Consider the following 22095-nt stretch of genomic DNA (forward strand, 5'->3'; position numbering starts at 1 on the left):
TAGCGGCCCGCCAGTACCGTCATACTGTCATCGTCGTACGGAAAGTGTTCAGCCAGTAACACAGCACCCAAATCACTCAGGTATAAACCTGTCGATTCCAGAGGTTCAATAAAGCCACCTGACAAGCCAATGGCTACACAATTACCGTACCAGTTCCCCTGACGCCGACCGACCTTAAAATCAACGAATCTGGCAGTAAGATGCTCTGTGCCGGGTCCCTGATAAGCCCGCATTTCCTGTTCTGCCTGCTCTTTACTGATAAACTGACTGGAATGGACGTAACCCACTGAGCGTTGATTCTGCATCGGGATATCCCAAATCCAGCCTGCAGATAAGGCAGTGGCCGTGGTATAAGGCCTTACCATACCCGGGTAGAACTTATCATAGGGCAGATGCATGGTCACAGCCCGGTCACATAGCAACCATTGTGAGCAGTCTTCAAAGCCGACAGCCATTTTCTCTTCAATCAGTTTGGCTTTAAAACCAGTACAGTCTACAAACAAATCTGCCGTTATCCGCTGCTGCCGATCGGTGGTCACGGCGACAATTTTATCACTCCCCTGCATTTCAACGTCAGCTAAATTCGCCAGGGTATGAGTAACCCCCCGCGCAGTAGAGAAATCCCGCAGATAATCAGCAAATTTCTGAGCATTCATATGGTAAGCGTAATTTAACCGCGAGCCCATATCCCACTTGCCCAGCATCAGCGGCGCTAAACCCATTTCACAGATAATGGGTTGCGCTGAGCATGTTTCCATAAAAGGTATGCTGCGATCGCTTTTAAGCCACTCGCTGCCAGCACGGTCAATAGGCTGCACCCGCATACTGGTAAAGGGGTGATGGTAAAAGCTATTATCGTTGTTGACCCAGTTACAATACTTTATTGATTGTTTAAAGGTCGCGTCAGTCGCCTGCATAAACTCACGCTCATCAACCCCGACAACGGCAAGTAAATGGCGCATCGACGGAATTGTTGCCTCCCCTACCGAAATTCTCGGGATATCGGGCGACTCGAGTAATTCAATTTGTACATTCTGCTCTGTGCCCTGTTTATTCAGTGCACCATTTAAATAGGCAGCCGTCATCCAGCCGGCCGAACCGCCACCGACAATCAGTACCTTACGTTGTTGCATATTAAGCTCCACCCTCTAAGCTACGTCGCTTTATGTTGTTAAAAATAACCCAGTAACCGGCGTAAGCCGGGCGCGGCATATTCAACCAGTTGCTTTTGCATATCGGGTAATACGGCGGGTAACTCCACTTTCTGTCCTGCCAGGTTTTCACGGTAGGTACCACTTTGCTCTTTATCAGCACCGGCTAACACCCGCTCCCGCCAGTCGGCAGGAAGCTGGGGTAAACCAAGCGGTTGCAGCAGATCAGTAAAGAACACTTCTGCTTGCGGCGTATCGAGTTTTTTAAGGTGGCTAATCACATCTTCAAAACGCACCAGCTTACAGCCCGTGCCCAGCCAGGCAACGGCATTATGGGTATAAATTTCATTTAAGGTCGGCGCTTTCTGATAAATGCCGAAAATCATCATATTCAGCATTTGTTCGACTGATACCTTGCCCCCTTTTAAATGATCCATTGCCCCCTGAAAAGTGTCAGACAGAAAAAAGCGGGCGCGGGCCAGCACCCAGTCGTAAGGATCGCGCACTATGACTAACTGCCGGACATGTTTAAGAGCAATGGCTGAGCTGTCAGAAAATAATAAGTGGCCCCAGCTAAGTTTTGGCTGTTCGGCACTGAATGCCGCCAGATGCTGCTGCAAAATCGGGATCTGAATAAATTGCTGATCATACTGCTGAGCGACTGGTACAAACATTCTGAAAATATTTTTCAGCAAATGGGTACCACATTTTGGTACCGAGTTAAGGAAAACCGGCTGCCTGAGTTCAGCCTGCTGATAATTGCCATTAATAGCATTTAAAGTATCAGGTTTAGCGCGGATAGTTGGCATAGCACTCTCTTATTTTAATTTTTAATGATTCGGTAACTGCATCGCGTCAGCGTAAAACAACCGCTATGACTGAGCTAGGGTTTTACCGCGTTTTTAGCTCTGGTGTAAATAAAAATGCCGACTTACGCCGGCATTTTTTTATTATGTCGAATCAGGCTTAAAACGAGTAGGTTGCGTTTAAGAACAGACGACGTCCTAACCAGTCATACTGGCTATAGAATGCCGATGTGCCCAGGCGGGTCACACCACCAATGGCGCTCACTTTTGGTGGCTCTTTATCAAACGCATTGGCCACACCAAAGGTGACGTCAATACCAGCATCGCTGAAGTCTTTGGTTACCGAGAAGGCGTGATAAATCACGGCATCAGAGTGTAATACCAATTTAACTTCATCACCACGATAGAAACCGGTATCACGGTACTCGCCCTGACCATACCGGGTATAGTTTGATACTTCACCGGTGTAGCGGGCAGTCCAGTTAAAGGTCCAGTCTTCATAATCCAGTTCAACCATCAGGTTACCAACATCTCTTGGCCGGCCAAACTCACCGGTCCGATCAATCGGTTCACTGGTGGCAAATAGCTGCTGTGACGCTTCTAACTGCCGCGTATGCTGATAAGTGGCTCTGAACTGACCTATTGGTGTATCTTTGGTATAACCTATCTGCATATCGATACCACGGTTAACCTGGGTTGCGATATTCAGATAACCACCCCGCACATTGGTGATCCGTAAGTCGGTCGGGTCACGGTCAAACTGGGTACACAAAGGTTCGGTGCTGAAGGTTTCAGATACATAGCAGTTGCCGACAATCTGACCGGCACTTAAGTTAGTTACTTCACCGGTTATCTCAATATTAAAATAGTCAATTGAGGCACTGAACTCGGTAAATTCCGGCAGCCAGACTAAACCAATGGTTTTAGCAACAGATGTTTCCGCTTCCAGCTGACCTGCACCACCACCGGTGGTAACGGTAGCAGAAATAGCACCACCGCCAAAGTCAGCCGGGATACCATCTGCCGCGCAGTTATTTGCCACTATTTCACTGGTTGTACCGGCTTCCAGCCCATCACCCCAGTTAATACAAGGGTCAATCGCCCGCTGGCCAACAAAGCTGGTTTGATTATTCAGGTACAATTCGAACAATGCCGGTGAGCGGAACGAGGTACCCCGTGATGCGCGTAACCGGAAACCCTGACCGATTTGCCAGTTTGCACCCACTTTATAAGTGTAGTCACTACCATAGGAAGAGACGTCGGTATAACGACCTGAAATATTAAAATCCAGTGCCTCGGCAAACGGCATATCACGCAGGAACGGAATTTGTAACTCGGTAAACACCGCTCTGGTATTATGCTTACCTTCGGTAATACCAGCAGAGGTCTGGCCCCAGGTATTGGCACGAAGGGTTTCCTGACCTGGCGTATCTTCAATTGAATCACGCTGGTAACTTGCACCGACTACCACGCCGATAGGACCTGCCGGCAACTCAAATAAATCACCGGTAATATAACCTTCCAGTGACTGTTGCTTATATACGGTATTACCGGTTTGCTCACCAAACAGGAAGTCCCGCACTTCACCAGTGATATTACCCGCCAGGAACTGCGGATCTAACCACGGCACATCAATACAAGGTACACCGCGGATAGGAGTCACTTCGCCAACACAAGAGCCTGAAGCAAAGTTATAAGGTGATATCGCATCTTCATAAATCAGCTTTGACTGGTACTCACCGTCGCTGTGGCTGTCCTGATATGCAATATCCCAGAACCAGTTTCCGAAGTCACCGTTTAAGCCCAGTACAAACCGCCGGTAATCCACGGTAATTTTGTCACCTGAATGGTCGGTAATTGCAGTGGGGCTTAGCCACTGGGCGCCGGTCCAGCCTTCGCTTAACGGATCGCCAGCGAAAAAGTCTTCGTTATATTTGTAGCTCCAGAACTGACGGTAACCATTAGTTGTCGTCGTCCGGCGGTTTAATAATGCCTCGCCATATAACATAACGCTATCGCTTAGCTCATAATCACCCTGGGCGTAAGCGGTAATCAGTTCGTTTTCCGGGATCAGGGTTTCACGGTCCTGGAATGGATGATCAGCGTTAGCAACGGCGTCAGAAGCCCGGTCATAGGCAACCGGGAACCAGCCTGGCGGCGTAACCATAAAATCAGGGTTGCTTGGATCGGTGGCAAAACCAGGAATATAATTTGCTAAGTCACCATCATAATCGTACTGCGCCTTGGCACCAGGAGGCACGTTGCCACCAGCACCCTGGTAATCGTAGATCCAGATATGGCCCCATAACAAATCATTACAATGATAATTGCCGGTGCGAGGGTCGATTGGATCTGCCCGCTCACCAGTTGCCGGATCGAAATAATAACGCTCAGCACAGTTAAAGAAACTGCGTTGGCCCTGGGCTAACTCTTGCTGCTTCTTATAGTCACCCACAACCCGGAACGAGCCGCGGCCAAAGGTTCTGCCGTAAGTTGCATTTAACTGATAGTTCTCACCACCACTTTCTGTAGGTTGGGAAGTGTTAAAGTTAACTGAGCTTTCATCACCTTTTTTGGTAATAATATTAATAACACCGGCAACGGCGTCCGAACCATATAAAGAAGATGCACCATCTTTTAAGATTTCAATCCGGTCAATAGCTGACAACGGCAGCACGTTAGGATCAAACGACGACACCTGACCACGGGTACCGGCAGGGCCTGCCCGGCGACCATTTAATAAAATCAGCGTCCGGTTGGCTCCCAAGCCGCGCAATGAAATATTTTCTGAACCGGTACCGCCTTCGGTTACAAACGCAGTCGACGCTGCAGCAGTGATCTGGTTAGAACCGGCTGCTACAGTTGAACTTCGTAATAATTCGCCCAGATTACTGATACCCTGGCTTGCTGCAACACTGGCGTTGATCACCTCAATCGGTGCCGCCTGGTCCAGACCATCAGTACGAATACGTGAGCCGACCACCTGAATTCGTTCAGTTTTCTCTTCGGCTTTTTCAGTTTCATCGTTCTGCTGCTGCGCCTGCAGGCTGAACATAGATGATGCCAGGACACAGCTGACAGCTAATGTCAGCGGCTTTTTCCTGGTTATTGGAGCAAAGTTTTTCATAAGAGCTTCCTGAGTTGTTTTTTATTATATTGAGCGGTGACGACCGACAACAATCAGCTGTCATAGTTCAACCGACACCAGATCTATACTAGTGGCTGCCAGATGAATTGCAACGAAAAATTGGCTTTTGCCGGCAATTAGGACATCAAAAGTGGTTATGTACCACTAATCAGAGATAAAAAAACCGCCATACGGCGGTTTTTTATCAAACCAACCCGCTTACCAGCCAGTCAGTTCTTTCAAGGCCTGACCAATATCGGCAAGGCTTTTAACAGTTTTAACACCGGCATCTTCCAGCGCTGCAAACTTTTCATCAGCCGTACCTTTACCACCGGAGATAATTGCACCGGCGTGTCCCATACGCTTACCTGCAGGCGCTGTAACACCGGCGATATAAGATACCACCGGCTTGGTTACATGCTCTTTGATATAAGCTGCGGCTTCTTCTTCAGCAGAGCCACCGATTTCACCGATCATTACAATGGCTTCAGTTTTCGGATCTTCCTGAAACAGCTTCAGAATATCAATAAAGTTAGAGCCAGGAATCGGGTCACCACCAATACCAACACAGGTAGATTGGCCAAAACCATAATCGGTGGTTTGTTTAACTGCTTCATAGGTCAGGGTGCCGGAACGTGACACTATGCCTACTTTACCTGGCTTGTGAATATGGCCAGGCATAATACCAATTTTGCATTCGCCCGGTGTAATAACGCCAGGACAATTGGGGCCAATTAAACGTACACCTAATTCATCACATTTAACTTTGGCATCCAGCATATCCAGAGTAGGAATACCTTCAGTGATACAAACAATCAGCTTAATGCCACCGTTGGCCGCTTCCAGAATAGAGTCTTTACAAAACGGTGCCGGAACATAAATTACAGACGCAGTAGCACCGGTTGCATCAACCGCTTCCTGCACTGTGTTAAAAACGGGCAGGCCAAGATGGGTCTGACCGCCTTTACCTGGCGTTACGCCGCCAACCATCTTGGTACCATAGGCAATAGCCTGCTCAGAATGGAAAGTACCCTGAGCACCAGTGAAACCCTGACAAATTACTTTGGTATCTTTATTAATTAATACGCTCATTACTTACCCCTTATGCCTTAGCCGCTGCTGCAACCACTTGCTTGGCAGCACTGGTCAGGTCTGTGTCAGCGATGATGTTCAGGCCACTTTCTGACAGTACCTGCGCGCCTTTTTCAGCGTTGTTGCCCTGCAGACGTACTACTACCGGTACTTTAACGCCTACTTCTTTTACTGCACCGATAACACCTTCAGCAATCATGTCACAACGGACAATACCGCCGAAAATATTGATAAATACAGCTTTAACGGCATCATCTGACAGGATAATTTTAAAGGCTTCAACTACACGCTCTTTGGTCGCACCACCGCCTACGTCCAGGAAGTTTGCTGGCTGACCACCGTGCAACTTAACGATATCCATGGTACCCATCGCCAGACCAGCGCCGTTTACCATACAGCCAATGTCACCACCTAAGGCAACATAGTTCAGTTCCCATGATGCAGCATGTGCTTCACGTGGATCTTCCTGTGATGGATCCTGCATTTCTTTTAGTTCAGGATGACGGTACAGCGCGTTACTATCGATAACCAATTTGGCGTCCAGGCAGTGCAAGTCACCTGCCGGGGTAATAACCAGCGGGTTAACTTCCAATAAGGCCAGATCTTTTTCCTGGAACAGTTTTGCTAAACCCATGAAAATTTTCACAAACTGATTAATTTGCTTGCCTTCCAGACCTAATTTGAAAGCCAGATCGCGGCCCTGGTATGGCTGAGCACCAACCAATGGGTCGATTGCCGCTTTCAGAATTTTTTCCGGGGTTTCTTCAGCAACTTTTTCGATTTCGACACCGCCCTCAGTTGAGGCCATAAACACGATGCGACGTGTCGAGCGGTCAACGACAGCGCCCAGGTATAATTCCTGGTCGATATCAGTACAAGGTTCAACCAGAATACGGCTAACCGGCTGACCTTTTTCGTCAGTTTGATAGGTAACCAGATTCTTGCCAAGCCATTTTTCTGCGAAAGCCTTGATGTCGTCTTTGCTCTTAACCAGCTTCACACCACCCGCTTTACCGCGGCCACCAGCGTGAACCTGAGCTTTGACAACAAACTTATCGCCGCCGATTTTATCTGCAGCTGCTACCGCTTCTTCTACAGTAGCTGCGGCGATGCCTTTAGATACAGGCAAACCATATTGGGCAAACAGTTGCTTACCCTGATACTCGTGCAAATTCATGGCTAAATTCCGTTCATTTGAATATGGAAGCTGCCCGGTATGGTGCAGCCTGATGTTTCGATCGGCGCATATTATAGTGCCAACCGGCTTAATACAAAATGCTGTTGTCGCTAAACAACAGCATTTTTGTGCTCAATTTCCTGAATAATCAGATATCCAGTAAAATTCGGGTTGGATCTTCAAGTAAGTCTTTAATCGTTACCAGGAAACCCACTGACTCTTTGCCATCGATAATCCGGTGATCGTAAGACAGCGCCAGATACATCATCGGCAGAATTTCCATCTTGCCATCAACAACCATTACCCGATCCTGGATTTTATGCATACCCAGAATAGCGGACTGAGGCGGGTTGATAATCGGGGTAGACATCAATGAACCGAAAACGCCGCCATTGGTAATAGTGAAGTTACCGCCGGTCAAGTCATCCATTGAAAGCTTGCCATCACGGCCTTTTCCGGCCAGCTCTTTAATGGCCTTTTCAATTTCAGCCAGATTCATCTTATCGCAATCGCGTAATACCGGTGTCACCAGGCCACGAGGGGTGGATACGGCAATACTGACATCAAAGAAATTATGATAAACAATATCATCGCCATCAATGGCGGCATTGACTTCGGGGAAACGTTTTAATGCTTCAGTGACAGCTTTCACGTAAAACGACATAAAACCAAGCCGGATACCATGACGCTTTTCAAATACATCCTGATATTGCTTGCGCAAATCCATAATCGGTTTCATGTTGACTTCGTTAAACGTCGTTAACATGGCAGTTGAATTTTTGGCTTCCAGCAGGCGGTTAGCAATGGTCTTGCGTAAACGGGTCATCGGTACCCGTTTCTGGCTACGATCGCCTGAAACCTGCGCTGGTGCAGCGCTTGCACCAGACGTTTTTTTATCGCTGTCAGCAACAAACTTTTCAACATCTTCTTTGGTTACCCGGCCGTTTTTGCCGCTGCCTTTAATTTTACTGGCATCTAAGCCTTTCTCAGAGATCATCCTGCGCACAGAAGGGCTTAGCGCGTCATCGCTACTTTCATCAGATTTTGAATCAGGTTTTGCTTCTGATTTAGCAGTTTCCTGTTCATCTTTCTTATCTGAACCCGCTTTTTTCTTATCAGAAGAATCGTCTTTTTTGTCAGCTTTATCAGCTGACTTGTCGTCTTTGCTATCTGCTGATGCGCCAGCTTCCATTTTACCGATAACTTCTTCTGCAGATACTGTCGCGCCGGTGTCATGAATAATTTCACCCATAACGCCATCGGCCTGGGCGGCCACCTCAAGCACAACTTTATCGGTTTCAATGTCAACTAATACCTGATCGCGTTTGACGGCTTCACCTTCTTTAACGTGCCAGGTGGCGATGGTTGCATCTGCAACAGATTCTGGAAGAACGGGTACTTTAATATCCACTTTTTCACCTTTTACCGGTTAGTCATATTTGGTTCAACCGGCCCGTCTGACGAGCCGGACAATTTGTTATTTTATCGTCAGGGCGTCATTAACCAGCGCCTGCTGTTGCTTGTTATGCACCGACAAATACCCTACTGCCGGTGACGATGACGCCTCACGGCCGGCATACGTCAAATAGCCTGCTTTAGGGATTGCAGCGCGGAAATGATGCTGACTGCAGTACCAGGCACCCTGATTTTGTGGTTCTTCCTGACACCAGACAAAATCAGTAACGTGCTGATACTGGCTGAGCACATCAAGCATTTCTTCATGCGGGAACGGATATAACTGTTCAACCCGGATAATCGCCACATCGGTTTGTTCCCGCTTGCGCCGCTCTTCCAGCAGTTCGTAATATACCTTGCCGCTACAGAATACGACGCGTTTTACCTCTGCTGGCTTAATGTCATCAATTTCACCGATTACATTATAGAACTTGCCAGACGCCAGCTCCTCCAGCGTTGATGTTGCCAGCGGATGGCGCAGCAACGACTTTGGCGACATGACGATGAGCGGGCGGCGCATTGGCCGGATAACCTGCCGACGCAACATATTAAATACCTGGGCGGGGGTTGTCGGTACACAAACCTGCATATTATGATCTGCACACAGCTGCAGGAAACGCTCCAGCCGGGCTGACGAATGCTCAGGCCCTTGTCCTTCATAACCATGCGGCAATAACAAGGTTAAACCACACAGCCGGCCCCATTTTTGCTCACCTGAACTTAAAAACTGATCAATAACCACCTGGGCACCGTTAGCGAAATCACCAAACTGCGCTTCCCAGATAACCAGCGCTCTGGGCTCCGCTGTCGCGTAACCATACTCTATCGCCAACACCGCTTCTTCAGACAATGCAGAGTCATAAATCTGAAATGGCGCCTGCTCTTCACTGATTTTGCTAAGTGGCGTATAAGTACTGCCATCGTCCTGGTTATGTAAGACAGCATGGCGATGGAAAAAGGTACCACGGCCGGAATCCTGACCAACAAAGCGGATCCGGTTGCCACCGGCGACTGTCGCCGCGTATGCCAGTATTTCTGCCATACCCCAGTCAATTTTCTTCTCACCGGTCAGCATTAAAGCCCGATCTTCATAGACCCGGTTAACCTGACGTTGCAAGCTGACGCTATCTGGCACACTAATGGCTTTTTCACCCAGCGACACCAGCTTTTCCACGGCCATACTGGCATCATAGGTGGCATCCCAGTCATGGCCCAGATAAGGTGTCCAGTCAACTGAAGGCTCTGTCATTGGCCGCCATTCATCGACTACACAATCCCCTTTATCCAGCGCATCACGATAGTCATTAATCAGCGCCTTGACGTCATCTTCGCTACATACGCCTTCGTCAATTAATTTTTTAGCGTAAATCTCACGCGGAGTCGGATGCTTTTTAATCTTCTGATACATCAGCGGCTGAGTCGCATTAGGCTCATCAGATTCATTATGACCATTGCGTCGATAACAGAACAGGTCAATGACCACGTCACGTTTGAAAGTATTCCGATAATCTACGGCCAGTTGCGCAACAAATACCACTGCTTCCGGATCATCACCATTGACGTGGAAAATCGGTGCCAGCACCATTTTGGCGATATCAGTACAGTAAGGCGTAGAGCGGGTATCTTCCGGGTTAGAGGTGGTAAAACCAACCTGATTATTAATCACCACCCGTACTGTGCCACCGACCTTGAACGCCCGGGTTTGTGACAAATTAAAGGTCTCAGCAACCACACCTTGACCGGCAAATGCTGAGTCACCATGAATAGTAATCGGTAACGCCAGCGAGCCATCAGTGCAGCCCCGCCGGTCGAGCCGGGCACGTACCGAACCGATGACCACCGGGTTAACAATTTCCAGATGCGACGGGTTAAACGCCAGGGCAAGGTGAACATTGCCGCCTTTGGTTTCAAAATCGGACGAGAAACCCATGTGATATTTTACATCACCGGCACCGACGACTTCATATTTGCCTGCAAATTCATCAAATAAGGTAGATGGATTTTTACCCAGGACATTGATTAACGTATTAAGACGACCACGGTGCGCCATACCAATAACTGAATCTTTGGCTCCCTGCTCACCAGCACGATGAATCATCGCCTTAAGCATTGGGATCATGGCATCGCCACCTTCCAGACCAAAGCGTTTGGCGCCGGGAAATTTAGAGCCTAAGTATTTTTCCAGACCATCAGCAGCGACCAGACCTTTTAAAATCTGCAGCCGGGTTTCTTTATCGAATACCGGTGTTGACTGGATGCCTTCAAGTCGCTGTTGGATCCAGCGTTTTTCGTCGGTTGAGACGATATGCATGTACTCAGCACCGATAGAACCACAATAGGTTTTTTCCAGTGCCTTGTGCAAATCGCCCAGTTTCATCGTTTCCTGACCACCAGCGAATGATCCAACATTGAACTCGGTATCGTAATCCGCTTCAGACAAGTCATGGAAGGACAATTCCAGGTCACGAACCCTCGGTTGCTTCCACAGGTTCAACGGGTCAAGATTGGCATGCTGATGACCACGGAATCGATAAGAATTAATAAGTTGCAGCACTTTAACCTGACGGGTATCCGCAGCGCTGCCGGAATTCACAACCACCACTTCACGGTGCTTGTTGCGGGCTAATTCAGCAAACTGCTGACGAATATCAGCATGCCGGACTTCAAGATCGACCCCATCGATTTTTGGCAGGCCGGCGAAAAACTCCCGCCATTCATCACCAACACTGGTGGGCTCTGCTAGGTAGGATTCATAGAGTTCATCCACATAGGCCATGTTACCACCGCCAAGATGTGAAGACTCTAACCACGCCTTCATTACACCTTCGTGCATTTAGTTTCCCTTATTTCTGAGCACCTGGAAAAAAGTAGCAAAAAAACCGTCATTTCGCTTGCGAAATGGCCGGTTTTTCAAATATTAACCAAAATAAGGGCGCATTACAGCGCCCGGTTTAACAACATCGATTTAATCTGGCCAATGGCTTTCGTCGGGTTTAACCCTTTTGGACAAACATTAACGCAGTTCATAATGCCATGACAGCGGAATACACTAAATGCATCATCAAGATCATTTAAACGCTGCTCGGTTGCCGTATCACGGCTATCCGCTAAAAACCGGTATGCATGTAATAAGCCGGCCGGGCCGATAAACTTATCCGGATTCCACCAGAACGAGGGGCATGATGATGAACAACATGCACATAAAATACATTCATACAGCCCATCAAGCTTAGCCCGCTCTTCCGGGCTTTGCAAAAACTCTCCGGCAGGTGGCAATTTATCATCATTAATCAGATAAGGTTTTACTTTCTCATACTGGGTATAGAACTGGCTCATATCGACCACCAGATCCCGCACCACCGGCAGACCGGGCAAGGGTCTGACCACAATTTTTCCGCCTTTGCCTTTACCCAGCGCCGACAATGGCGTAATACAGGCAAGGCCGTTTTTTCCATTCATGTTTAAGCCATCAGAACCACACACCCCCTCGCGGCAGCTGCGGCGAAAAGACAAGCTTGGATCCTGTTCCTTTAACTTTAACAGCGCATCCAGCACCATCATGTCACGGCCTTCAGGGTTTTCCAGAGTGTATTCCTGCATCCTTGGCGCGGTATCAACCTCAGGATTGTAACGGTAAATTGAAAATTCCAATGTAGTCATTTTAACTGCGCCTCTTAATACGAACGTGCTTTTGGCGGGAAAGATTCGCGGAATTTAGGTTCCAGATTGACCTTACGCTTAAACATAGATTCAGTGTCAGGTGTATAAACACTGTGGCACAACCAGTTTTCATCATCGCGATCAGGGAAATCGAAACGCGCGTGTGCTCCGCGACTTTCGGTGCGGAAATTTGCGGCAACCGCAGTTGAATAAGCGGTTTCCATCAGGTTATCCAGTTCAAGACATTCAATTCGCATGGTGTTGAAATCAGAACTCTTGTCGTCAAGACGGGCAAATTTCAAACGCTCGCGAATTTCCTTAAGCTCAGACAAGCCCTCAGCCATCGCGTCGCCTTCCCGGAACACCGAGAAATTAAGCTGCATACATTTTTGCAGGTCTTTCTTAATCTGTACCGGATCTTCGCCCTGACCGGCTTTGCTTTCTTCCCAACGCTGAGAGCGTGACAACGCGGCGTCCAGGTCAGATTGCGATGCCGAGCGTGCTTCAGCTGTTGCCGCTAAGGCTTCGCCCAGATGTAAGCCCGTTGCACGGCCGAACACGACCAGATCAAGCAATGAGTTACCGCCTAACCGGTTAGCACCGTGCACAGATACACAGGCTATTTCGCCACAGGCAAACAAACCCGGGACAACAGATTCAGAACCATCTTCTTTCGGACTGATAACCTGGCCATGAACATTAGTAGGAATACCACCCATCATGTAGTGACAGGTTGGGATAACCGGAATCGGCTCTTTTACCGGATCGACATGCGCGAAGGTCCGTGATAATTCACAGATACCAGGTAAACGGCTTTCGAGTACCTCTTCGCCAAGGTGATCAAGTTTTAACTTAATATGAACACCCCAAGGACCTTCACAGCCGCGGCCTTCACGAATTTCAGTCATCATAGAGCGGGCAACCACGTCGCGGCCAGCCAGATCTTTGGCATTGGGCGCGTAACGTTCCATAAAGCGTTCGCCATCTTTGTTCAGCAGATAACCGCCCTCACCACGACAGCCCTCGGTAACCAGAGTTCCCGCTCCGGCAATACCGGTCGGATGGAACTGCCACATTTCCATATCCTGCAAAGGCACGCCAGCGCGTAATGCCATCCCCACACCGTCACCAGTGTTAATGTGAGCATTGGTGGTAGATGCATAAATACGGCCCGCACCGCCTGTCGCCAGCACGGTCGCTTTTGCTTTAAAATACACCACTTCGCCGGTTTCAATATCGATTGCCGTACAGCCAACAATGGCGCCATCCTGATTTTTTACTAAATCCAGGGCATACCACTCAGAAAAGACCTGTGTTTTATTTTTCACGTTCTGCTGATACAGCAAGTGCAGCAGTGCGTGACCGGTGCGGTCAGCCGCGGCAGCCGTCCGTGCTGCCTGCTCACCGCCAAAGTTTTTTGACTGACCGCCGAACGGCCGCTGATATACCCGGCCATTTTCAAAGCGTGAGAACGGCAAGCCCATATTTTCCAGCTCAGTAATGGCTTCCGGACCGGTTTTACACATGTATTCAATGGCGTCCTGATCACCGATGTAGTCTGACCCTTTTACGGTATCAAACATATGCCATTCCCAGTTGTCTTCGTGTGAGTTACCTAACGCAACAGTAATGCCACCCTGCGCGGATACCGTATGGGAGCGGGTTGGAAACACTTTGGATAATAATGCACAGGTTAACCCTGACTGGGTAATCTGCAGTGCGGCACGCATACCAGCCCCGCCCGCACCAATAACAATGGCATCAAATTCTCTTACTGGAATATTCACTTAAGCACCCCACAACACAAATAAGCCGACCGCGACATAACCAAAGGCCAGTGCGTAAAGAAAGAATTGCAGTACCGCACGAAGCCGCGCTGATTTCACATAATCAGTCAGCACCTGCCACAAGCCTATACGAGAGTGAATGGCGATAGAGATCAACGCCAGCAAGGTGAAGACTTTCATCGCCATGTTAGCAAACAAACTCTGCCAAACTTCAAACGTGACTTCCGGAGTCACTATAAAGAAACCAAGGATAAACAGTGTGTACAGCGTCAATACAATGGCACTGGCGCGCAGCGAGACATAATCCTGCACACCATCGCGCTTTAAACTTGCCTGATTCAGAACCATAACCATACTCCTGCTAACACTGCTAATACTAACCACAACGCCATGATAATGTTGGCACTCAGGGTCCCTGATTTCAGCTCTTCCCAGTGCCCCAAGTCCATGACCAGGTGCCTGATACCCGCAAGTAAGTGATAGGTCAGCACGGTTATCGTGCCCCAGGCGATAAACTTCGCCAGGTGAGATGTCATCAGCGACTTGACATAGTCAAAGCCAGCCTGGCTTTGCAATGAATACGCCCACGCCCAGATCACGAACAGCAGAGCGAAAAACATTGCTACACCGGTTACACGATGCAAAATCGACGCTTTGGCAGCTGCAGGTAGAGAGATCGTTGATAAATCTAGATTTACTGGTCTTTGCTTTTTCACAGTTTCTTGCCTATCGATGCTCGTACAGAGCTTAGTTGTTGTTTTAGGTGCTGCAAAAACAGTCACCCGCCCCCGGCGATATACACGTTTTTGCTCAAGCTGGTTCAACAAAAACAATCTGGCTGGTGAACTGATTTTACGCCGGCAATAGTATATATTTCATAACCGCTTATTACAATTTTTGTTTAGATTTAGCGAGAAAATTCCATAGCCGAAACATTACACATTCTGGCTTGGCGTACAATACTACTAGAGTCGAATACTTATTAAGCAAATACGCATTAAAATTGACTTTTAGGGGCAGTTTGCGAGTAGAATAGCGGCAATACCCTTAGAATCCGAAACTACAACAATTAGGAGAAATCCAATGGCAGATAAAAAGGCCGTCGTGCAGATTGATGGTAAATCATTTGAGTTACCGATATATTCTGGCACGGCTGGTACTGACGTAATTGACGTTCGTACGCTCGGGCAGCAAGGTTATTTCACATTTGATCCGGGCTTTATGTCAACAGGCTCCTGCGAATCTAAAATTACTTATATCGATGGCGACAATGGCGTGTTGCTGCACCGGGGTTACCCGATAGAACAACTGGCGGAACACTCTGATTACCTTGAACTTTGCTATCTGTTACTGGAAGGTGAATTACCGAAGAAGAAAGAGTACACAGATTTTGTCACTACCATTACCCGCCATACTATGGTGCACGAGAAAATTGCCTCATTCTTTCAGGGTTTCCGGGTAGACGCTCACCCCATGGCGATGCTGTGCGGTGTTGTCGGTGCCTTGTCATCGTTTTATCATTCAGATTTGGACATTAACGATCCACAGCAGCGTAAACGTAGCGCTCATCGTTTAATCGCCAAATTACCCACTATTTCGGCAATGGCTTACAAGTATACGGTCGGTCAGCCTTTTGTTTATCCGCGCAACGACTTAAGCTACTCAGAGAATTTTCTGCATATGATGTTCTCTGTCCCTGCTGAAGATTACAAAGTCAGCCCTATCCTGGCCAAAGCGATGGACCGGATCTTTATGCTGCATGCCGATCATGAGCAAAACGCCTCAACCTCTACCGTGCGCCTGGCAGGCTCATCAGGCGCTAATCCTTATGCCTGTATCGCAGCCGGTGTAGCATCCCTGTGGGGACCGGCACATGGTGGCGCAAATGAAGCCTGTCTGAAAATGTTGCAACAGATTGGCTCTGTTGACCGTATTCCGGAATTTGTTGCCCGGGCAAAAGATAAAAACGACAGTTTCAGGCTGATGGGCTTTGGTCACCGGGTTTATAAAAACTTTGACCCGCGCGCCAAAGTCATGCGTGATACCTGTCATGAAGTACTGAAAGAGCTTAACGTTAAAGATCCATTGTTAGATGTGGCAATGGAATTGGAACGGATTGCGCTTGAAGATGACTACTTTATTGAGAAAAAGCTGTATCCGAATGTTGATTTTTACAGCGGTATTATTCTCAAAGCTATTGGTATCCCAACCAGCATGTTTACTGTTATCTTTGCGATGTCGCGCACAGTTGGCTGGATATCTCACTGGGATGAAATGCTGGGCGAGAAAGGTCATAAAATCGGCCGGCCACGTCAGCTGTATACCGGTTATGCCAGCCGTGATTTTAAAAAGCTGGATAAACGTTAATTCGCTATAACGACGGAAAAACCGGAAAAAGCGGCGATCATCGCCGCTTTTTTTATGACGACGACCGGCCTTTCAGGCTTGCTATCTGAGGCGGTGAGACCGACAATCGGCTTAACCTGTTAATCATCTGAGACGCTATGCAACCTTTCGATCCCGTAAACTTTCGTGGCCAGTTTGCATTTTTTAACCAAAACCCAAACTGGGTTTATCTGGATAATGCAGCAACCATGCATAAGCCTGACGTCGTCATTGACGCAATGACCACCTTTTATCAGCGTGATAACAGCAACGTGCACCGGGGCGCCCATACCTTGAGCCAAACCGCCACCCGGGCATTTGAACAGGCCAGGGATGATATTGCCGGTTTTATCAATGCCGCTACCCGCCAGCAAATTATATTTTGCAGCGGCGCGACAGCGGCGTTAAATCAGATCGCATTCGGACTAATGCACACTGTACTTAAAGCGGGCGACCGGGTTTTAATCACGGGGCTGGAACACCACGCCAATATTGTGCCCTGGCAACTGCACTGCAAGCGGTTTGGCGTCACGCTGGATGTTGTGCCACTGACCCGCGATTATCAGGTCGATCAGCAGGCATTTGCCAAGCTGCTGGCACTTAAACCCAAGGTGGTGAGCTTTAGTCATATATCTAATGTACTGGGACATATCCAGCCGGTTGCAACTATGATTAGCCAGGCAAAAGCGATGGGCGCCCTCACTGTTATCGACGGCGCTCAGGGCATAGTCCATGACCGCATTGATATTCAGCAGCTGGATGCTGATTTTTATGTCTGGTCAGGCCATAAACTGTATGGCCCAACCGGCATTGGCGTATTATATGGTAAAAAGGCCGCCCTGGAATTACTGACCCCGCTACTAGGTGGCGGCGAGATGATTAGCGAGGTTAACTTTAGTCACAGCTTATTTAACATTTTACCGTTCCGGCTTGAAGCCGGCACTCCTGATATTGCGGGCGCTATCGGCCTGGCAGCCGCTTGCAACTGGTTACAAAGCTATAACAGCGAACAAATCAAAAGCTATAAAGCAATGTTATTAAAACAATTCTTTAGCGGGCTTAAAAAAATTGACGGGCTGGATATTTTATCATCGGCTGTGCATAATGCAGGCATCGTAGCGTTGAATGTACAGGGTGAGCATCCTGCAGATGTGGCAGAACTCCTTAACCAGCAAGCAGTTGCGGTCAGAGGGGGGCAGCATTGTGCGATGCCTTTTTTCAGCCAGCTTGGCTTAGCTGGCGCAGTCAGATTCTCATTTGCGCCCTACAATACAGAAGCAGATGTAGCAACCAGCCTGCAAGCATTATCGCAGGCCGTGGAGATATTAACGGCATGACCATAGATCAATTACTCGCAGAAACCAGGCCTGCACTCAGTCAGATTTACAGTGAAGACTTGCCAGAGCTGACGCAGGCAAAAGACTGGCAAAGCAAGTATCGAATCCTGATGCAACTTGGCCGTAAGCTGCCACCTATCCCGGAAAAAATGAAACAACCCTCGCTGCTGGTCAAAGGCTGCGAAAGCCGGGCCTGGTTAATGCATTATTACAACCCCTATCAGGACCAGCATTTTTTTGTACTGGACAGTGAGGCCAGAATTGTCAAAGGGTTAATGGCTATTATGTTAAGCCTGGTCAATGGCATGAGTAACGAAGAGTTAAAAAAGTTTGAATTAACTCATGCTTTTGACAAGCTTAATTTAAAACCTTATTTAAGCCAGTCACGTGGCAGTGGCTTAAATGCCATGATGAGCAGAATTAAAGACTGCTGTCATTAAGCGCAGCCTGCCTGTTCGCTTTTGCACTAATCTTCTGTAATACCCGTGATACCGCAGCCAAACCAAAGCTGGCGGTGACCACTGTGGTCGCGCCAAAACCACCACTGCAGTCCAGTCGCATACTGCTTTGCTCCCCTGCTGCAGTCAGTTGCCCTGTTTTCTGCTGACAGACACTACCGTCAGGGCGGGGATAAACCAGTTGCTCGGTAGAATAGACACAATCGATACCAAATCGACGCTTCGGGTTTCTGCTATAGTGGTAATCACGACGCAGTGTATTGCGAACTTTGGCTAACAGCGGGTCATTAGTGGTCTGCGTTAAGTCGGCTATCTGGATCTGGGTAGGATCGGTCTGACCTCCAGCACCTCCAGTGCTTATCACACTGATTTTATTGCGCTTACAATAGGCAAGTAATGCCACCTTAGCTTTAATCGTGTCGATGGCATCAATAACATAATCCATCGTCGGTGTAATCAGCGCGTCAAGATTGTCGATGGCAATAAAATCTTCCACCTGATTGACTTTACAGTCCGGATTAATTGCATGGATCCGCTGCGCCATCACCGCCACTTTATCCTTACCGATGGTATCGGTTAACGCATGAAGCTGGCGGTTAACATTACTGATACAGACATCGTCCAGATCGATCAGAGTAATTTCGCCCACCCCGGAACGCGCCAACGCCTCGGCGGCCCAGCTGCCCACCCCGCCAATACCAATAACACAAACATGAGCCTGCGAGAACGCGGTTAGTGCAACTGAACCATACAACCGGCCAATACCGGCAAAACGAAGAAAATAATCAGACATCTTTGGTGAGTAACCTGTTGTGCTTGTTAATTGTTGCAGTCGATGAACGCTGCGGCAGGTGGTAAGCAGGCCAGTTTAACAACCAGGGCTCCTGCCACTGCTGCCACGCCCCCGCCCGGGTCAGTTGCGCAAAATAGTTGCCCTGCTCCGGTAGCTGCCGGTACTGATATATTTTGTCTGCAAGGCTAAATTGCAACGCAAAAGCATGCAGGTAGACACGGTCAGCCGCAGCCCCCTGATATAAACGGTCGCCGGCGATAGCCGAACCCACACTCTTTAATGCCACCCGGATCTGGTGTGTTTTGCCACTAAAAGGTTTAATCAGAAATGCCCTGACCGGCATATCGGTAAAACCCTGACTGATAAAGTAACTGACCGCCGGATCATGCTGGGTTGCCGACAGCTTCCAGGCACCACGGCGGGCTTGGCTCATGTCACCTTTTACCCACCCCTGTTTTTTTGCCGGCTTGGTAAAACTTAACGCCAGATAATACTTCTGTATCTGGTGTGTGCTGAATAAAGCCGTCAGCGCAGCAGCCACCTCACTACTGCGGGCCAGTACAATTAATCCCGATGTCACTTTATCCAGCCGGTGTACCGGGAACAGCTTATAACCAAGTGCCTGCTCAGCCTGTACAACCAGGCCAGCTGTTTGTTCTGAATGAAAACTGATGCCCGGGGCTTTATTCAGTACCACAAACTCAGGTGTTTGCGCCACCAGCGAAAAAGCCGGGTTCATTGCTGATAACTCATTGGCGTGTCCGCAGCGCATACTGCCGGGCGTGTTCCAGGTCTGCCGGCGTATCCACACCCACTGCTGGCGTTTCCAGTGCCGTATCAACATGAATGGCTTCACCGTGCCACAATACCCGCAGTTGCTCCAGGCTTTCAATTTGCTCCAGCGCAGAAGCCGGCCAGTTTACATATTGTTTTATAAAACTGGCGCGATAGGCATAAATGCCGATATGGCGCCGGTAATGACTGGCCAAATTATCTGCAATAATGCTATCGCGATCAAACGGGATAACACTCCGGCTGAAATATAACGCATAGCCATGCTGATCGGTGACTACTTTAACAATGTTAGGGTTACGAATCTCCGCCCCATGGTGCAGCGGTACCGCTAATGTCGCCATGCTGGCTTTTTGCTGACCAGCCAGATTTTCAGCCACCTGACGAATAATCAGCGGCGGAATAAAAGGCTCGTCGCCCTGTACGTTAACGACGATGGTTTCAGCAGCAAGCTGCAATTTCCCAACCACTTCAGCCAGCCGCTCTGTGCCGGAATTATGGTTGGGATCAGTCAGACAGACTTCACCACCGAATTCATCAACCACCCCGGCAATCCGGGAATCATCGGTCGCGACAACCACCCGGCTGGCGCCACTTTGCAGCGCCTGCTGATAAACCCGCTCAATCATCGTTTTGCCGGCAATATCAGCCAGTGGTTTCCCCGGCAGCCGACTGCTGGCATAACGGGCAGGGATCACCACTACGAACGCCATTTTTTTACCTCGTCGGCGGTTAATGCTTCAGCTTCATCCGCAATCAGTACCGGAATATTATTTCGAACCGGATAGGCCAGCGCATCAGCCAGGCAGAGTAAACGCTGTGCTGTTTTGTCATATTTCAGCTTACCCTTACATAACGGGCAGGCAAGTATTTCAGTCAGAGCAATGTTAATAGCCATAATTATTCCAATAATCGGGTAATTTTAGTCACAATCTCGGCACCTTGTTCGCTGTCGAAACTGGCAGTAACTGCCAGAAAATACCAGTTATCGCGGGCAAAGAGCTGGCACTTGACCGCATCTTTCTCGGTCATCAGCACCGGCCCGCTGATACCGGCAAAATCTGTTGCGGTAAACTGGTGATGATCGGCAAAAAAACGCTGGCCTATCACGTTAAATCCGGCCAGTCTGGCGGATAGCAGAAACCGTTGCGGGTTGCCTATGCCTGCTACCAGAGTAACGTCACAAGGCAGGAGCGGCGCTTTACCAAGCAAGTTTTTGGCTTCATTGCCGCTTATCTGCATCTGGTAATCGGCCTGCGGTACCTCACCAGAATTCGCAATAACCATGTCGACCGATGCTAATCTTGAAGGTAACTCACGCAATGGCCCTGAGGGCAATAATAATCCATTACCAAAACCGCGTTTGCCGTCAACCAGCACAATTTCCAAATCACGAGCCAGCCGGTAATGCTGCAAGCCATCATCGCAGATAATCATATCGACAGGATACTGATCTAACAACGCCCTGGCTGCCGCAACCCGGTCGGGGCATACCACTACCGGGCATTGACTGCGCCTGGCAAGCAATAATGGCTCATCACCGACATGACAGGCCAGGCTATCGGTATTGACTCGCGTCGGCACGTTGATTTTGGCACCGTAGCCGCGACTGATAATACCGGGTCTGACGCCTTTTGCCAGCAGCTGTTGGCATAACCATAGCGTAAAGGGGGTTTTGCCGGTACCGCCGACACTGATATTGCCAACGATCACCAGTGGCACCGGCAGCTGATGCCGGCGCAATATACCAGAACGGAATAACAGACGCCGGCCAGTACTCAGCAACCAATACAGCGCAGTGAGTGGCAGCAGTAACCACGAGAGCCAGTGATTTTTCTGATACCAGCTTTGTTCGAGCAGGTTCATTGCTCAGTGCCAAACTGCATCTTGTATAACTGGGCGTAAGTGCCATTGGAATCGAGCAGCTCAGTATGGGTACCTTGCTCAATAATCCGCCCCTGCTCCATCACAATAATCTTGTCAGCCTGCTCTATGGTTGACAAACGGTGAGCAATAACAATATTCGTGCGCCCTTTAAGTAATTCATCCAGCGCCGCCTGGATTTTCCGCTCTGA

The 22095-nt window shown here is 48.8% G+C and carries 19 protein-coding genes and 1 pseudogene; 3 read left to right on the forward strand and 17 right to left on the reverse strand.

The window, feature by feature from the left end; translation table 11 throughout:
• The 11 genes from R3177_RS05155 to sdhC form a co-directional block, all read right to left on the reverse strand.
• On the reverse strand, positions 1-1133 hold a 1133-nt coding region (locus R3177_RS05155; RefSeq protein ID WP_318969970.1), incomplete at its 3' end, for a tryptophan halogenase family protein.
• A gap of 38 nt (positions 1134-1171) precedes the next feature.
• Complete coding sequence (locus R3177_RS05160; RefSeq protein WP_318969971.1) at positions 1172-1960, reverse strand: hypothetical protein; 789 nt, start codon at positions 1958-1960, stop codon at positions 1172-1174.
• Positions 1961-2117: 157 nt separating this feature from the next.
• Complete coding sequence (locus R3177_RS05165) at positions 2118-5084, reverse strand: TonB-dependent receptor plug domain-containing protein (protein WP_318969972.1); 2967 nt, start codon at positions 5082-5084, stop codon at positions 2118-2120.
• Between the two features lie 219 nt (positions 5085-5303).
• Positions 5304-6176 carry a succinate--CoA ligase subunit alpha gene (gene sucD / locus R3177_RS05170; protein ID WP_318969973.1) on the reverse strand — a complete coding sequence of 291 codons (873 nt, stop codon included), beginning with the start codon at positions 6174-6176 and terminating at the stop codon, positions 5304-5306.
• A 10-nt stretch (positions 6177-6186) separates the two neighbouring features.
• The gene (gene sucC, locus R3177_RS05175; RefSeq protein ID WP_318969974.1) at positions 6187-7353 is read right to left on the reverse strand and encodes an ADP-forming succinate--CoA ligase subunit beta; all 1167 of its coding nucleotides are present in this window, start codon (positions 7351-7353) and stop codon (positions 6187-6189) included.
• A 148-nt stretch (positions 7354-7501) separates the two neighbouring features.
• Positions 7502-8764, reverse strand: a complete 1263-nt coding sequence (gene odhB, locus R3177_RS05180; RefSeq protein ID WP_318969975.1) for a 2-oxoglutarate dehydrogenase complex dihydrolipoyllysine-residue succinyltransferase — start codon at positions 8762-8764, stop codon at positions 7502-7504.
• A 66-nt stretch (positions 8765-8830) separates the two neighbouring features.
• The gene (locus R3177_RS05185; RefSeq protein WP_318969976.1) at positions 8831-11641 is read right to left on the reverse strand and encodes a 2-oxoglutarate dehydrogenase E1 component; all 2811 of its coding nucleotides are present in this window, start codon (positions 11639-11641) and stop codon (positions 8831-8833) included.
• Positions 11642-11745: 104 nt separating this feature from the next.
• The gene (locus R3177_RS05190; RefSeq protein ID WP_318969977.1) at positions 11746-12468 is read right to left on the reverse strand and encodes a succinate dehydrogenase iron-sulfur subunit; all 723 of its coding nucleotides are present in this window, start codon (positions 12466-12468) and stop codon (positions 11746-11748) included.
• Positions 12469-12482: 14 nt separating this feature from the next.
• The gene (gene sdhA, locus R3177_RS05195) at positions 12483-14255 is read right to left on the reverse strand and encodes a succinate dehydrogenase flavoprotein subunit (protein WP_318969978.1); all 1773 of its coding nucleotides are present in this window, start codon (positions 14253-14255) and stop codon (positions 12483-12485) included.
• On the reverse strand, positions 14256-14603 hold the full coding sequence (gene sdhD / locus R3177_RS05200; RefSeq protein ID WP_318969979.1) for a succinate dehydrogenase, hydrophobic membrane anchor protein: 348 nt from the start codon (positions 14601-14603) through the stop codon (positions 14256-14258).
• Positions 14594-15082 (reverse strand): succinate dehydrogenase, cytochrome b556 subunit, encoded by a 489-nt coding sequence (sdhC, locus tag R3177_RS05205; protein WP_318969980.1) that lies wholly within the window; start codon positions 15080-15082, stop codon positions 14594-14596. The genes sdhD and sdhC overlap by 10 nt, the downstream gene beginning before the upstream one ends.
• A 256-nt stretch (positions 15083-15338) precedes the next feature.
• Between sdhC and gltA the strand changes: the two genes are divergently transcribed.
• The 3 genes from gltA (at position 15339) to R3177_RS05220 (ending at position 18417) form a co-directional block, all read left to right on the forward strand.
• Positions 15339-16622, forward strand: a complete 1284-nt coding sequence (gene gltA, locus R3177_RS05210) for a citrate synthase (protein ID WP_318969981.1) — start codon at positions 15339-15341, stop codon at positions 16620-16622.
• A gap of 137 nt (positions 16623-16759) precedes the next feature.
• Positions 16760-17977, forward strand: a complete 1218-nt coding sequence (locus R3177_RS05215) for a cysteine desulfurase (RefSeq protein WP_318969982.1) — start codon at positions 16760-16762, stop codon at positions 17975-17977.
• Entirely contained in the window at positions 17974-18417 is a 444-nt protein-coding gene (locus R3177_RS05220; RefSeq protein WP_318969983.1) for a SufE family protein, read from the forward strand. Before R3177_RS05215 ends, R3177_RS05220 begins: the two co-directional genes overlap by 4 nt.
• Here R3177_RS05220 and tcdA read toward each other — a convergent pair.
• The 6 genes and pseudogenes from tcdA to R3177_RS05250 form a co-directional block, all read right to left on the reverse strand.
• A complete protein-coding gene (gene tcdA, locus R3177_RS05225; protein ID WP_318969984.1) occupies positions 18398-19228 on the reverse strand; it encodes a tRNA cyclic N6-threonylcarbamoyladenosine(37) synthase TcdA in 831 nt (276 codons plus the stop codon). The two genes, R3177_RS05220 and tcdA, sit on opposite strands and share 20 nt — an antisense overlap.
• Positions 19221-19967 carry a pseudouridine synthase gene (locus R3177_RS05230; protein WP_318969985.1) on the reverse strand — a complete coding sequence of 249 codons (747 nt, stop codon included), beginning with the start codon at positions 19965-19967 and terminating at the stop codon, positions 19221-19223. The genes tcdA and R3177_RS05230 overlap by 8 nt, the downstream gene beginning before the upstream one ends.
• A gap of 10 nt (positions 19968-19977) precedes the next feature.
• Positions 19978-20733 carry a 3-deoxy-manno-octulosonate cytidylyltransferase gene (kdsB, locus tag R3177_RS05235; RefSeq protein ID WP_318969986.1) on the reverse strand — a complete coding sequence of 252 codons (756 nt, stop codon included), beginning with the start codon at positions 20731-20733 and terminating at the stop codon, positions 19978-19980.
• Entirely contained in the window at positions 20721-20918 is a 198-nt protein-coding gene (locus R3177_RS05240) for a Trm112 family protein (protein WP_413229070.1), read from the reverse strand. The genes kdsB and R3177_RS05240 overlap by 13 nt, the downstream gene beginning before the upstream one ends.
• Before the next feature lie 2 nt (positions 20919-20920).
• Positions 20921-21886, reverse strand: coding sequence for a tetraacyldisaccharide 4'-kinase (gene lpxK, locus R3177_RS05245; RefSeq protein WP_318969987.1), 966 nt, complete (start codon positions 21884-21886; stop codon positions 20921-20923).
• Positions 21883-22095, reverse strand: a pseudogene (locus R3177_RS05250) (lipid ABC transporter permease/ATP-binding protein); the annotation flags it as partial. The gene lpxK and the pseudogene R3177_RS05250, both read right to left, overlap by 4 nt.

The sequence above is a fragment of the Arsukibacterium sp. genome (genome assembly GCF_033722355.1).
Classification (GTDB): domain Bacteria; phylum Pseudomonadota; class Gammaproteobacteria; order Enterobacterales; family Alteromonadaceae; genus Alishewanella.

Excerpts from the sequence above, each read along its gene's own strand:
- R3177_RS05160 (WP_318969971.1), bottom strand. The coding sequence starts at position 1,960 with ATGCCAACTATCCGCGCTAAACCTGATACTTTAAATGCTATTAATGGC.
- R3177_RS05165 (WP_318969972.1), bottom strand. The coding sequence starts at position 5,084 with ATGAAAAACTTTGCTCCAATAACCAGGAAAAAGCCGCTGACATTAGCT.
- sucD (WP_318969973.1), bottom strand. The coding sequence starts at position 6,176 with ATGAGCGTATTAATTAATAAAGATACCAAAGTAATTTGTCAGGGTTTC.
- sucC (WP_318969974.1), bottom strand. The coding sequence starts at position 7,353 with ATGAATTTGCACGAGTATCAGGGTAAGCAACTGTTTGCCCAATATGGT.
- R3177_RS05185 (WP_318969976.1), bottom strand. The coding sequence starts at position 11,641 with ATGCACGAAGGTGTAATGAAGGCGTGGTTAGAGTCTTCACATCTTGGC.
- R3177_RS05190 (WP_318969977.1), bottom strand. The coding sequence starts at position 12,468 with ATGACTACATTGGAATTTTCAATTTACCGTTACAATCCTGAGGTTGAT.
- sdhD (WP_318969979.1), bottom strand. The coding sequence starts at position 14,603 with ATGGTTCTGAATCAGGCAAGTTTAAAGCGCGATGGTGTGCAGGATTAT.
- gltA (WP_318969981.1), top strand. The coding sequence starts at position 15,339 with ATGGCAGATAAAAAGGCCGTCGTGCAGATTGATGGTAAATCATTTGAG.
- R3177_RS05215 (WP_318969982.1), top strand. The coding sequence starts at position 16,760 with ATGCAACCTTTCGATCCCGTAAACTTTCGTGGCCAGTTTGCATTTTTT.
- R3177_RS05220 (WP_318969983.1), top strand. The coding sequence starts at position 17,974 with ATGACCATAGATCAATTACTCGCAGAAACCAGGCCTGCACTCAGTCAG.
- tcdA (WP_318969984.1), bottom strand. The coding sequence starts at position 19,228 with ATGTCTGATTATTTTCTTCGTTTTGCCGGTATTGGCCGGTTGTATGGT.
- R3177_RS05230 (WP_318969985.1), bottom strand. The coding sequence starts at position 19,967 with ATGAACCCGGCTTTTTCGCTGGTGGCGCAAACACCTGAGTTTGTGGTA.
- kdsB (WP_318969986.1), bottom strand. The coding sequence starts at position 20,733 with ATGGCGTTCGTAGTGGTGATCCCTGCCCGTTATGCCAGCAGTCGGCTG.
- R3177_RS05240 (WP_413229070.1), bottom strand. The coding sequence starts at position 20,918 with ATGGCTATTAACATTGCTCTGACTGAAATACTTGCCTGCCCGTTATGT.
- lpxK (WP_318969987.1), bottom strand. The coding sequence starts at position 21,886 with ATGAACCTGCTCGAACAAAGCTGGTATCAGAAAAATCACTGGCTCTCG.